General features: G+C 44.8%; 12 protein-coding genes. 10 read left to right on the top strand and 2 right to left on the bottom strand.

The annotated features are described in order from the left end of the window. Window positions 1–36 precede the first annotated feature (36 nt). Together GCA01S_RS00380 and GCA01S_RS00375 are read left to right on the top strand one after the other, a co-directional pair. The gene (locus GCA01S_RS00380) at window positions 37–492 is read left to right on the top strand and encodes a ComE operon protein 2 (protein WP_017435611.1); all 456 of its coding nucleotides are present in this window, start codon (window positions 37–39) and stop codon (window positions 490–492) included. A gap of 34 nt (window positions 493–526) precedes the next feature. Continuing rightward, window positions 527–2,812: a DNA internalization-related competence protein ComEC/Rec2 gene (locus GCA01S_RS00375; protein ID WP_042406320.1), complete on the top strand. Its 2,286-nt coding sequence runs from the start codon at window positions 527–529 to the stop codon at window positions 2,810–2,812. A gap of 46 nt (window positions 2,813–2,858) precedes the next feature. On the opposite strand, the gene GCA01S_RS19105 is transcribed toward GCA01S_RS00375, so the two are convergent. Continuing rightward, complete coding sequence (locus GCA01S_RS19105) at window positions 2,859–2,993, bottom strand: YqzM family protein (RefSeq protein ID WP_017435613.1); 135 nt, start codon at window positions 2,991–2,993, stop codon at window positions 2,859–2,861. Between the two features lie 286 nt (window positions 2,994–3,279). On the opposite strand from GCA01S_RS19105, the gene holA reads away from it, so the two are divergent. Further along, window positions 3,280–4,314, top strand: coding sequence for a DNA polymerase III subunit delta (gene holA / locus GCA01S_RS00365; RefSeq protein ID WP_017435614.1), 1,035 nt, complete (start codon window positions 3,280–3,282; stop codon window positions 4,312–4,314). 49 nt (window positions 4,315–4,363) lie between these two features. Here holA and rpsT read toward each other — a convergent pair whose 3' ends face one another. Further along, window positions 4,364–4,633, bottom strand: a complete 270-nt coding sequence (rpsT, locus tag GCA01S_RS00360) for a 30S ribosomal protein S20 (protein WP_042406317.1) — start codon at window positions 4,631–4,633, stop codon at window positions 4,364–4,366. A gap of 207 nt (window positions 4,634–4,840) precedes the next feature. Here rpsT and gpr point away from each other — a divergent pair, with 207 nt between their 5' ends. From gpr to grpE, 7 genes are all read left to right on the top strand, one after another. Continuing rightward, window positions 4,841–5,959 (top strand): GPR endopeptidase, encoded by a 1,119-nt coding sequence (gene gpr / locus GCA01S_RS00355; RefSeq protein WP_042406315.1) that lies wholly within the window; start codon window positions 4,841–4,843, stop codon window positions 5,957–5,959. Window positions 5,960–6,036: 77 nt separating this feature from the next. Continuing rightward, window positions 6,037–7,236 carry a stage II sporulation protein P gene (gene spoIIP / locus GCA01S_RS00350; protein ID WP_017435617.1) on the top strand — a complete coding sequence of 400 codons (1,200 nt, stop codon included), beginning with the start codon at window positions 6,037–6,039 and terminating at the stop codon, window positions 7,234–7,236. Between the two features lie 14 nt (window positions 7,237–7,250). After that, on the top strand, window positions 7,251–7,592 hold the full coding sequence (locus tag GCA01S_RS00345; protein ID WP_042406314.1) for a YqxA family protein: 342 nt from the start codon (window positions 7,251–7,253) through the stop codon (window positions 7,590–7,592). Window positions 7,593–7,754: 162 nt separating this feature from the next. Next, the gene (lepA, locus tag GCA01S_RS00340) at window positions 7,755–9,584 is read left to right on the top strand and encodes a translation elongation factor 4 (protein ID WP_017435619.1); all 1,830 of its coding nucleotides are present in this window, start codon (window positions 7,755–7,757) and stop codon (window positions 9,582–9,584) included. Window positions 9,585–9,654: 70 nt separating this feature from the next. Next, the gene (hemW, locus tag GCA01S_RS00335; protein WP_081160190.1) at window positions 9,655–10,797 is read left to right on the top strand and encodes a radical SAM family heme chaperone HemW; all 1,143 of its coding nucleotides are present in this window, start codon (window positions 9,655–9,657) and stop codon (window positions 10,795–10,797) included. A gap of 83 nt (window positions 10,798–10,880) precedes the next feature. Next, the gene (gene hrcA, locus GCA01S_RS00330; RefSeq protein WP_042406309.1) at window positions 10,881–11,915 is read left to right on the top strand and encodes a heat-inducible transcriptional repressor HrcA; all 1,035 of its coding nucleotides are present in this window, start codon (window positions 10,881–10,883) and stop codon (window positions 11,913–11,915) included. 97 nt (window positions 11,916–12,012) lie between these two features. Then, a complete protein-coding gene (gene grpE, locus GCA01S_RS00325) occupies window positions 12,013–12,681 on the top strand; it encodes a nucleotide exchange factor GrpE (protein ID WP_017435622.1) in 669 nt (222 codons plus the stop codon). Window positions 12,682–12,698: the final 17 nt, after the last annotated feature.

The following is a 12,698-nucleotide window of genomic DNA, read 5'->3' as shown; positions in this document are numbered from 1 at the left end:
AAAACCGATTTGCAATGGACAAGCGGGGGAGAAAATATGAAGCGGATTACATGGGATCAATATTTTATGGCACAAAGCCATTTGCTAGCCTTGCGCAGCACATGCACACGGCTGGCAGTGGGGGCGACGATCGTCCGTGATAAGCGGATTATTGCCGGAGGATACAACGGTTCGATCGCTGGCGGCGCCCATTGTATTGATGAGGGATGTTACGTTATTGATGGACATTGTGTTCGTACCATCCACGCGGAAATGAATGCGATTTTGCAATGCGCCAAGTTTGGCGTCCCGACAGAGGGAGCAGAAATGTATGTCACGCATTTTCCGTGCTTGCATTGCTGCAAGGCAATCATTCAAAGCGGAATTCGCGCCGTATATTATGCGAAAGATTATAAAAACCATCCATATGCGCTTGAGTTGTTTGAACAAGCGGAAGTCCACGTACAACAGGTGCCATTCGATCAAAAAATATTGTCACTTTTACAAAAATAAACAGACGGAATCATGCATAGAAAGGGGCGCAGACGTGAGGGGGAATGTTGTTTATATAGCTGTAGCCGCTATTTTTTCCATAACGGCTGCCTATGCGCGGTCTACTGTTGCTTGGCTGTTTCTCATTCTTTATGTCTTGTTTCTCTTCATCCGCAAAAGGCGCCTCTTTCTTGTTTCTGTCGTTGCGAGTTGTCTTTTTTACCTTCATTTCGTTTATATGGATCAGCAAAATAACACGCATCTCTCGTATAACATGACGGTATTTTTGTTTCGTTTGACTGCCCCTATTACGATAGAGGGAGATCGGCTGCAGACTATCGTCAATGTGAACGGCGAGAAACTTCAGCTTGTGTATTACATAAAGTCTTCAAGGGAAAAACAATTGCTTTCGTCGCTTTTGACTCCCGGAACCATCTGTAAAGTGAAGGGAACGCTTGAGCGCCCGGCGTTGCCGCGCAACCCCAATGCGTTTCATTACCGCCGTTATTTGCGATTTCACCACATTCATTGGATTTTAACCCCACAATCCATCCTTTCACAAAACTGCCATCTTTCTTCTCCTACCATATACGAACAGCTTCTTTCTCTTCGTGAAAAAGGAATCCGGCAAATTGAAGACCATTTTCCGGCGGAAACGGTTGGCATTGTGCAGGCGCTGATATATGGAGAGCGGAAACAGCTGGATGAGGCGCTGTTAGAAGGGTATCAGAAGCTCGGCTTAATCCATTTGTTGGCCATTTCCGGGTTGCATGTCACCTTGTTGGTTGGAGCGGTATTTTTTCTATTGATTCGTTTGTTCACAAGGGAAACGGCTACAATTATGCTTCTGATTCTTCTGCCTGTATATGTCGTGTTAACCGGTTCTTCCCCTTCGGTGATTCGCGCTTGTTTGACGGCGATGCTCTTTTTAGCAGCCAATTACCGAAAGATGACATTGCCGCCCCTGGACACGTTAAGCATCGCTTTTCTCCTTATGCTCATCGCGGATCCTTATATGTTATGGGATGTCGGATTTCAATTATCGTTTACGGTGACGTTTGCCCTTATTTTATCCTCGCGGGTGATTATGTTCTGCGATTCCGCACTGTGGCGCCTATTCTGGCCGGCGTTGATTGCCCAATTGAGCGCACTGCCGCTTCTTGTCTACTATTTTTTTGAAATGTCGCTATGGGGCATCATTCTTAATATGATTTTTGTGCCTCTTTATTCCTTTATTATTTTGCCGCTTTCTGTGATATCCGTTGCCGTGTGTGCAATGAATCCGCTTTTTTCCGTTCCTTTCATGTGGTTGCTGCAAAAGGTGATTGTTTGGTCGGACAAAGTTGTTCTCTTGTTTTCCTCTTCCTATCCGCTATCGCTTACGCTCGGCCGCCCTTCTTTTTTTCTGCTCATTGGCTATGTTGCGGCCATTTTGGTTGCCTTTGTGCAAATGGAGAAGCGGCGTTATTGGGGAATCGGATGGGTTTTCATCGTGATCGCGCTTCATGCGTTGAGCCCGTATATCGACCGTTATGGCGAGGTTGTTTTTTTAGATGTCGGACAAGGAGACTGCATCTATATCGAATTGCCCTATCGCAAAGCGGTGTATCTAATTGATACCGGCGGAACATTGCCGCAGCAAAGGGAAACGTGGCAACAACGAAAACGAAAATGGGACGTGGGCAAAGATGTTGTTATTCCTTTTTTAAAATCAAACGGAGTAAGATCGCTTGATAAGCTGATTACTACACACGAAGACGTGGATCATATTGGAGCGGCAGAAGAAATCATACGTACATTTGCCGTCAAGGAGCTGCTAGTCAGTAAGGGGGATGGAAACCATTCGCCGCTGCAGGAAAAACTCCTTCAACTTGCGCGGCAAAAACATATTCACGTGTTGAACGTGGCAAGAGGAGACCGATGGAGTGCGGGCGGAACTTCTTTTTACGTTCTCCATCCGTCTGCGACGGATGCCAAGGATAATAATAATTCCATTGTATTATATGCAAAACTTGGCGGCGTATCCTGGCTGTTTACGGGGGATATAGAAGAAGCTGGGGAAAAAGAGTTGGTTAACGCATTCCCGCGGTTAAAAGCGGACGTGTTAAAAGTCGCGCACCATGGAAGCGCCACTTCGACAACAGAATTATTTTTGGACCAAATCCAGCCGAAAATAGCAGTCATTTCGGTGGGCGAACATAACCGTTACCACCATCCTTCTCCGTCCGTGATCGAACGTTTGCAGAAAAGAAATACGCTTATTTTGCGGACGGATCAGCATGGTGCGGTGCGCTATACTTATGTGAAAAACCACGGAACCTTTTCTGTCATGTTGCCATAACATATAGTACGAAAAAGAAAAGAGACTGCTTATGTAAGCAATCTCTTTACGATCCGAAAAATTTAATTAATGTGGCAATAATGAACATCGTTGCAAAAAAGCCGAATGAAACGATAAAACCAACAGCAGAGTCAACGGCGTCATTGCGTTTGCTTTGTACGTCTTTTTCAAATACGTTCATCCTTTTACCCCTCCTCGTGCAATCATTTTTAGTATAGACGAAAAAGAAAAAAAAATCTATATCCCCTTGTCCATTTCCTTTGTTAACAACAGTTGACACAAATACTTTTTTGCGCCCGGGAAAATATAAAAATAACCCGTTGACAAATAAGGTCCTAGGACTTATTTGTCAACGTTTATATAAAGGGGAGCCGGTTTTCCCGCTAACCGGTTCCCTTGTAAAAATAAGAAAAACATTGTATCTTTTCAACAGAGAAAAATTGTTGACAGAAATGGAGAAGAGAAATATGGTGGTTGACTTTTGGGGAAAAATCAAAAAAGGTCGTCTGTCTCCCCTCTATTTATTATATGGCACCGAATCGTTTTTATTAACGGAAACATATGAACTTTTGCTTCGCACCGCATTAGCCGAAGAGGAACGGGAATGGAATGCATCGGTGTACGATTGCGAAGAGACTCCGGTGCAAACGGCGTTGGAAGACGCAGAAACGTTTCCGTTTTTTGGAGAGAAACGCGTCATTCTCATTAAAAACCCTTACTTTTTTACAGCGGAGAAGGAAAAAGAAGTGGAGCATGACTTGAAAAAATTAGAATCGTACATATTGTCTCCTTCTTCTTTTTCGATCGTCATTTTCGCGGGTCCGTATGAAAAATTGGACGAGCGTAAAAAAATAACGAAATTAATAAAGGAACATGCCGAGGTTTTAGTGGCCGCCCCGCTTGCAGAAAAAGAACTGCGCGCATGGATCGCGGAGAGAGTAAAACAGGACAATGTAACGATAGAGGAAAATGCCATTGATACTTTGTTAAAGCTGGCGGGAACGAATTTAACAACGCTTGCCAACGAGTTAGACAAGCTTGCTTTGTTTGTCGGATCGGGAGGAACGATCCAGCAAGAGACGGTGGAAATGCTCGTTTCCCGCACATTAGAGCAAAACGTGTTCGTATTAGTGGAAAAAGTGACGAAGCGGCAAATCGCCGAGGCGCTGCAGGTGTTTTACGATTTGCTCGAAAATAACGAGGAGCCGCTGAAAATTTTGGCGCTCCTTGCCAGTCAATTCCGCCTTTTATATCAAGTAAAATGGCTGATGTCGAGAGGATATGGCCAGCAGCAAATCGCTTCTATTTTGAAAGTGCATCCGTTTCGCGTTAAGCTGGCGATGGGACAAGCGGCGCTGTTTTCCGAACAAGAGCTGGCGGCGGCTGTAAGGCAGATTGCCGAGGCGGACTATGAGATGAAAAGCGGGGCGATGGACCGGCAGCTGGTAATGGAGCTGCTGCTGATGCGCTGGAATGAAGGAATGTTCACTAAAGCCGAATAATCATATTTTTGCCGATATAAAAAACGACCTGCCATCAGGTCGTTTTTTATTAGGATGCGATAATGCTGTTTAGCTTTTTCGCTAGACGGGATTTTTGCCGGCTAGCTGTATTTTTATGAATGAGGCCTTTGCTTGCCGCTTTGTCTAGCTTTTTGGAAGCAATAATGAATGCTTCTTGGGCTTTTTCTACATCTTTTAATTCAACCAACGCTTCAAATTTTTTGATCGCTGTACGCATTGCCGATTTCATCGAAGCGTTGTGAGCACGGCGTTTTTCACTTGTTTTTGCACGTTTAATAGCCGATTTAATATTTGCCACGTTCTTTCACCTCCGTCATCTGCCATCTCTGTCCTTATATTATTTCCGTATTAAAGAACAGTAAGAACAAGTGTTATTCTATCAAACGAGGTCTAATTATGCAAGAGCATTCAAGCAAAAATGCTTTACTGATGGTGCAAAAAACGAATGAGAAGTGTAAAAAGCGGCGACACTAAAAGAAAAACGATATGTTTTAGGAGGAACGATATGGATCAGTCAGTGGATTTAAGCATGTATTCGGTGCGGACAGATTTAGCGATCGAAGCTCATGAAATCGCCGTAGAGGAACGCCTGCAACAGAAGAAAGAAAGCGCCTCCCCGATTGAAGGCGTCATGATTCGCGACCGCGAAATAGATGGGGTTAAGCTGTCGTATGTACAAGTAACGGAAGAAGGATCAAAATCGATTGGAAAAAAGCCAGGAAATTATTTGACGATTGAGGCGCAGGGTATTCGCGAACATAATACGGAGCTGCAGCAGAAAGTGCAAGAAATATTCGCCAAGGAGTTAAGCCAATTTTTGCAGCGATTGCACATTGGCAAAGAAGCGAGCTGCCTTGTTGTTGGCTTGGGCAATTCGAACGTAACACCGGATGCGTTAGGGCCGTTGACGGTGGAAAATTTGCTGATTACAAGGCATCTATTTCATCTTGAGCCGGAAAGCGTCGAAGAAGGGTTTCGTCCGGTAAGCGCAATTGCTCCGGGGGTAATGGGAACAACAGGGATTGAAACAAGCGATATTATCGATGGGGTTGTCAAAAAAACAAATCCAGATTTTATCATTGTGGTTGATGCTTTAGCGTCCCGTTCAATCGAACGGGTCAATGCAACGATTCAAATTTCCGACACCGGAATTCATCCAGGCTCGGGGGTGGGAAATAAACGAAAGGAATTAAGCAAAGAAACGTTAGGGATTCCTGTTATTTCCATTGGGGTGCCGACCGTGGTCGATGCGGTATCGATTACAAGTGATACGATTGATTTTATTTTGAAGCATTTTGGCAGAGAACTGCGTGAAGGAAACCGGCCGTCTAGCGCTCTTGCTCCAGCGGGATGGACATTTGGCAAGAAAAAGAAGCTGGCAGAAGAGGACATGCCGTCGCCGGAGCAGCGTTCGACATTTCTTGGCATGATCGGCACGCTTGAGGAAGAGGAAAAGCGCCGCTTGATTTATGAAGTGCTTGCTCCGCTTGGCCATAATTTAATGGTGACGCCAAAAGAAGTCGATATGTTTATTGGCGATATGGCCAATTTATTAGCAAGCGGGCTTAATGCTGCATTGCATGAGCAAATCGATCAACATAATACTGGTTCCTACACCCATTAATAGAGAAAAAAGAAGTTCTATCTTTTCCAGCTTGGCCATACGTTAAATTAGTAGACAAGCTGGGAAAGGGTGAAAACATGAAAAAGTGGCGTTCTCCGCACATGATCGTTGCCGTTCCGGGAGCCAGCCTTAAAAAAATCATGATTTTAGCGGTATTGGGCTGCATGATGGTATTTACGCTGGTAGGAGCGATTACATCATTAAACCCCGAATACCGAATTTCTTCTTCGTCCGTGAATTACGTAACGAATCATTTTCCGAATGAGACATTTGTCCGCTTATTTAGTTTTGAAAACCATTATTTTTCGCAAATGCTGCCAAAGGAGCGGCAGCGGGTGAGTTATTCGGCCATGTTGTTTCGCATGGCAACAAGCGTGAATCCGGACGACCCGCGCAGCTTGCTCGGCAGCGAGCTTCCGGGATTTGCTTTATATGACAGCAAAATTATCGTTGCCGGAGAAGGAACGGACTACACAAACATGCCGTACGAATCTGCCCCGCCGCTTGAGGTGATGCTTGCAGAACGGCAAGCTTCCCTCGAAGACCTAGAGAAGGCAGATAAAAAACATGAGGAGAAGCAAGTTCCCCCACCAACGCAAACGACAGGCGGCAGAAGGGTTGTATATATTTACCATACACATACACGTGAATCATACTTACCTGCCTTAAAAGGAGTGACAGATCCTGATTTAGCGTTCCATCGGACGGTAAATGTGACAAAAGTAGGAGAAAAATTGGCGGAAGAATTAGAAAAACGCGGTATTGGAGCGGAAGTAAGCAAGGTGGATATTGAGGCGGAACTGCAAAAAAAAGGAATGAAATATTATCAAGCTTATGATATGTCGAGAAAAACCGTCGTCGAAGCAATGGGCAGAAACCACGATTTGCAATATTTCATCGATATTCATCGCGATTCGCGCAGGCGAAAATACACAACCGTCACGATTAATGGCGTCGATTATGCACGCGTTGCTTTTATTATCGGCGGCGAAAACGCGAAGTATGAAAAAAATTTGCAGCTTGCTACACAGCTTCATCAATTGCTGCAAAAGAAATATCCTGGGCTGAGCCGCGGGGTGATCGAGAAAAAAGGAGCCGGGACGAACGGAAAATTTAATCAAGATTTATCGCAAAATGCGATTTTAATTGAAGTCGGTGGAGTGGATAATACCTTTGAAGAGCTGTTTCGGTCTGCATCCGCGCTTGCCGATGCGTTTAGCGAGTATTATTGGCAGGCGCAAAAAGTTCAGGCACCCGCACCGGCAGAAAAACGATAAAGGAGCGGAGTGGCATGGCCAAATTTATCGTTCAATTTTGCTTTGCTGTGCTGATCCTCTTTTTTGGCGTATTGCTCGGCATGCAGCAGGCAAATGAAGGAATGCAAAAGATGAGAGGATATGAGGACACGTCGCTGCCGTCTGTACTCCATCTTTCCAAAAACCAAAGCGGAGAAATCGAGGCGTCTGTATTCGGAAAAAAAGTGGAAGTAGATGATCTACAGGAGAAAAAAGAAGAGATCGAAAAAATAAAAGCGTTCAACCTTTTTTCCGAGCTTGGCAAACAATTTGCCAACGCAATCGAGACGTTGATGGAACAGCTGCTTTCGTTTTTCACCAAACTATTCGGAAAGTGACAATCAGAAAGATAAAAGAACATTGGCGAAACGCAGGAAAACGGTTCGCCAATGTTTTTCTTTATAACGAGAGCGTTTGCGAAACTATGTCATTGAATCTTGCTTGCTCTGTTGCTATAATCAAAGCTAGTGTAGTTTCGGGAAATAGTAGGAGTGAGAGAGATGAATCGAGAAGAAAGATTAAAACGGCGCGATCGGATCCGCAATTTTTCCATTATTGCTCATATCGACCATGGAAAGTCGACGCTCGCGGACCGCATTTTAGAAAAAACAGGTGCGCTTTCCGAGCGGGAAATGCGAGAGCAAATGCTAGATTCGATGGATTTGGAGCGGGAGCGCGGCATTACCATTAAACTAAATGCGGTTCAGTTAAAGTATAAAGCAAAAGATGGGGAAGAATATATTTTCCATTTAATCGATACGCCTGGCCATGTCGATTTTACGTATGAAGTGTCGCGAAGCCTTGCTGCTTGCGAAGGAGCGATTCTTGTCGTCGATGCGGCCCAGGGCATTGAGGCACAGACGCTGGCCAACGTCTATTTAGCGATCGATAATAATTTAGAAATTTTGCCGGTCATTAATAAAATCGATTTGCCAAGCGCCGAACCGGAACGCGTTCGCCAGGAGATTGAAGAAGTAATCGGGCTTGACGCATCGGATGCGGTGCTGGCTTCGGCAAAAGTCGGCATTGGCATTGAAGAAATTTTAGAAAAAATTGTAGAGAAAATTCCAGCGCCATCCGGCGACCCGGACGCACCGTTAAAGGCGCTTATTTTTGATTCGCTGTACGACTCCTATCGCGGCGTTGTCGCCTATATTCGCGTTGTCGATGGAACGGTGAAGCCGGGGCAGCGAATTAAGATGATGTCTACTGGCAAAGAGTTTGAGGTCGTCGAAGTCGGTGTGTTTACGCCAAAACCAAAACAAGTCGACGAATTAACGGTCGGCGATGTCGGCTATTTAACGGCTTCCATTAAAAATGTAAGCGACACGCGCGTCGGCGATACGATCACCGATGCAGAAAATCCGGCTTCCGAGCCGCTGCCAGGATACCGCAAGCTAAACCCAATGGTCTTTTGCGGCATGTATCCGATCGATACAGCCCGCTATAACGATTTGCGCGAAGCGTTAGAAAAGCTGCAATTAAATGATGCGGCACTTTATTTTGAACCGGAAACATCGCAAGCGCTCGGGTTTGGTTTCCGCTGCGGCTTCCTTGGGTTATTGCATATGGAAATCGTTCAAGAGCGCATTGAACGTGAATTTAATATTGATTTAATCACAACAGCGCCTAGCGTCGTCTACAAAGTGCACTTAACAGACGGAACGGAAGTAGAAGTTGATAATCCGTCCAATATGCCGGAACCGCAAAAAATTGACCATGTCGAGGAGCCATACGTCAAAGCGACCATTATGGTGCCGAATGATTATGTGGGGCCGGTGATGGAGCTGTGTCAAGCGAAACGCGGCAACTTTGTCGATATGCAATATTTAGATGAAAAACGCGTCACCTTAATTTATGATATTCCGCTCTCGGAAATTGTCTATGACTTCTTTGATACGCTCAAATCGAGCACAAAAGGATATGCTTCGTTTGATTATGAACTGATTGGCTATAAGCCGTCAAACTTAGTGAAAATGGATATTCTTTTAAACGGCGAAAAAATTGATGCGTTATCGTTCATTGTTCACCGCGACGCGGCGTACGAGCGGGGGAAAGTGATTGTCGAAAAATTAAAAGACTTAATCCCGCGCCAGCAGTTTGAAGTGCCGGTGCAAGCGGCCATCGGCAATAAAATTATTGCCCGTTCGACCATTAAAGCGCTGCGCAAAAACGTGCTGGCGAAATGTTACGGCGGGGACGTATCACGGAAGCGCAAACTATTGGAAAAACAAAAAGAAGGAAAAAAACGGATGAAGCAAATCGGTTCGGTTGAAGTTCCGCAAGAAGCGTTTATGGCGGTCTTAAAAATCGATGATAATAAAAAATAATCTGTATGTACAAGGCTGTCTCTTCCTTTTTCGGGATAGCCTTGTTTATTTATAGGAAAGGATGTTTATGTTGGTGAAATCCGCGTATTTCCACATACCGTTTTGTGCGCAAATCTGTTACTATTGCGATTTTAATAAAGTGTTTTTCCAAGGCCAACCGGTGGATGAATATTTGCAAGCGATGGAGCGGGAAATGAAAAAAACGGTGGAAGTCTTTCCGGCCGAGCGGCTTGATACTTTGTTTGTCGGCGGCGGGACTCCGACTGTTTTAGAAATGAAGCAGCTTGATTTTTTGCTCGAAAGCATTTATAAACACTTCCGTTTTTCCAAAGACGAAGTGGAATTTACATTTGAAGCGAATCCAAATGAACTTTCAAAAGAAAAGCTGCAGCTGTTAAAAGCCGCGGGGGTCAACCGCCTAAGTTTCGGGGTGCAAACGTTTCATGATTCCTTATTAAAGACAATAGGAAGGACACATCGCTATGGCGATGTCATGCGTACGATTTCATTAGCGAAAGAAGCCGGCTTTGATAATATCAGCATTGATTTAATGTATGGGTTGCCCAACCAGACGCTGCAGCAGTTTCAGGAGGACCTGGAAATCGCCTTTTCCCTTGATATTCAGCATATTTCCGCTTATTCTCTCATCATTGAGCCAAAAACGATTTTTTACAATCTGTGGAGAAAAGGAACGCTTCCGTTACCGAGCGAAGAGGAAGAAGCAGAAATGTATGAGGAAGCGATGCGACAGATGGAACTTCACGGATATCAGCAATATGAAATTAGCAACTATGCGCGCCCGGGCTTTCAAAGCCGCCATAATTTAACGTATTGGAACAATGAAGAATATTACGGCATCGGTGCAGGAGCCCACAGCTATGTAGACGGCGTTCGCCGCGTTAATATCGGCCCGATTAAACAATATATCGCCAAAGTACAGGAAACAGGACTGCCGTATCGTGAAGTTCATCGTGTCACATGGATGGAACAAATGGAAGAAGAAATGTTTTTGGGACTGAGAAAAACAGAAGGAGTATCCAAACGGCGCTTTTCCGAAAAGTTCGGCAGAGACATGCATGATGTGTTTGGGGCAGCCATTCGTGCCGAACGGCAAAAGGGGCTGCTTGAGGAAACAGACACGCACGTGCGCCTGACTCGCCGCGGACGACTCCTTGGCAACGAGGTGTTTCAAGCGTTTCTCACCGGAATGTAAACATTGACATTAGCATATGGATTTGATACCTTAATAATAGATTTAGCACTCGGTGTATTTGAGTGCTAACAGAGGTGATGAGCGTGTTAACGGAGCGCCAATTGCTTATTTTGCAAGTGATTATTGATGATTTTATCCGCTCCGGACAGCCTGTCGGGTCGCGGACGTTATCGAAAAAACATGAAATTGCTTTAAGTTCGGCGACGATCCGCAATGAAATGGCAGATTTAGAGGAGCTTGGATATATCGAAAAAACGCATGTATCCTCCGGTAGGGTGCCGTCGGAAAAAGGATATCGTTATTATGTCGACCATTTGTTATCGCCGCAGCGTTTAACGAAAGAAGATATTCAAAAAATCAAGTCTATTTTTGCTGAGCGAATTTACGAATTGGAGAAAGTGGTGCAAAAATCGGCGCAAATCTTATCCGATTTGACGAATTATACGTCGATTGCTCTTGGGCCGGCGGTGAAAGAGAATAAATTAAAACGAATCCAAATCATTCCGTTGAACCAGCAAACCGCTGTGGCAATTATTGTTACCGATACGGGACATGTAGAAAACCATGTTATTACCGTTCCTGCGTCGGTGAACCCATCGGATCTAGAAAAAATGGTGAATATTTTAAACGAACGGCTAATTGGCGTCCCGCTGATCGATTTAAAGGATAAAATTTATAAAGAAGTGGCTGATGTGCTGCGCAAGCATATTCATAACTACGATAGCATGTTGAAAACGATTGTCGAAACGCTGGACATCCCGCAGGAAGAAAAGATGTTTTTTGCCGGGAAAACGAATATGCTTAACCAGCCGGAGTTCAGCGACATTCAAAAAATTCGTCCGCTTATGAAAATGATTGAACAGGAAAAAGATTTTTATCGTTTGTTGCGCAAACATAACCGTAAAGGCATTCAAGTGACGATCGGCCGTGAAAATCAATTAAGCGGAATGGAGAACTGCAGCCTGATTACAGCGACGTATTCGATCGGCGATGAGCAGTTGGGGACCATTGCGATTCTTGGACCGACACGAATGGAGTATTCCCGCGCCATTACCATTTTAAATAGGGTGGCTTCCGATTTATCCACCGTGTTAACAAAATGGTATCAAAATAGTTAGCAATGGTCATATTGGATAATGGATGGATGGGTGCAATCCATCCTTTCCTTGTGACCATTTATACATAGACATGCTGCTTTAAAGGGAGGTGAAACCGATGGAACAACAAAAAGCAACTCAAGAAAAACCTACATATGAACAAGAGCGGACAGCGCCAGAACCGCAAGAGGGGAAAGCAGAAGAGCGCGCCAAAAATGAACAGCAGGAGGAAAGTGCGGGAAACGCGCAGCAGGAAAATATGCAAGCGCAACAAGAAGCACCTGAAGAAGAACAGCCAAAAGCGGAGCAAGGACAAAACGATGAGCTGGCGGCGGCAAACGCGAAAATTGCGGAACTTGAAGCGAAGATAAAAGAAATGGAAAACCGCTATCTTCGTTTATATGCCGATTTTGAAAACTTCCGTCGCCGCACGCGACAAGAAATGGAAGCAGCAGAAAAGTACCGCGCCCAAAGTTTGGTGAGCGATCTATTGCCGGCTTTGGACAACTTTGAGCGCGCGTTAAAAATAGAGACAGAAAACGAACAGGCGAAATCTATTTTACAAGGAATGGAAATGGTTTACCGCTCCCTATTAGACGCCTTAAAAAAAGAAGGGGTCGAGGCGATCGAAGCGGTTGGCAAACCGTTCGACCCGCATTTGCATCAGGCGGTGATGCAAGTAGAAGACAGCAACTATGAACCGAACACGGTCGTGGAAGAATTTCAAAAAGGCTATAAACTGAAAGACCGTGTCATTCGTCCAGCAATGGTAAAAGTAAGTCAGTAAATGAGTATTAGGAGGGT

Origin of the sequence: Parageobacillus caldoxylosilyticus NBRC 107762, assembly GCF_000632715.1 — a bacterium.
In the GTDB taxonomy this organism is placed as follows: Bacteria; Bacillota; Bacilli; order Bacillales; family Anoxybacillaceae; genus Saccharococcus; species Saccharococcus caldoxylosilyticus.
Note: the sequence above shows the minus strand (reverse complement) of the source record. Positions and strands in the feature narration are given on the sequence as shown.

What these genes read in the sequence shown, in the direction of transcription:
- GCA01S_RS00380 (WP_017435611.1), top strand. Translation starts at nt 37, where the DNA reads ATGAAGCGGATTACATGGGATCAATATTTTATGGCACAAAGCCATTTG.
- GCA01S_RS19105 (WP_017435613.1), bottom strand. Translation starts at nt 2,993, where the DNA reads ATGAACGTATTTGAAAAAGACGTACAAAGCAAACGCAATGACGCCGTT.
- holA (WP_017435614.1), top strand. Translation starts at nt 3,280, where the DNA reads ATGGTGGTTGACTTTTGGGGAAAAATCAAAAAAGGTCGTCTGTCTCCC.
- gpr (WP_042406315.1), top strand. Translation starts at nt 4,841, where the DNA reads ATGGATCAGTCAGTGGATTTAAGCATGTATTCGGTGCGGACAGATTTA.
- spoIIP (WP_017435617.1), top strand. Translation starts at nt 6,037, where the DNA reads ATGAAAAAGTGGCGTTCTCCGCACATGATCGTTGCCGTTCCGGGAGCC.
- GCA01S_RS00345 (WP_042406314.1), top strand. Translation starts at nt 7,251, where the DNA reads ATGGCCAAATTTATCGTTCAATTTTGCTTTGCTGTGCTGATCCTCTTT.
- lepA (WP_017435619.1), top strand. Translation starts at nt 7,755, where the DNA reads ATGAATCGAGAAGAAAGATTAAAACGGCGCGATCGGATCCGCAATTTT.
- grpE (WP_017435622.1), top strand. Translation starts at nt 12,013, where the DNA reads ATGGAACAACAAAAAGCAACTCAAGAAAAACCTACATATGAACAAGAG.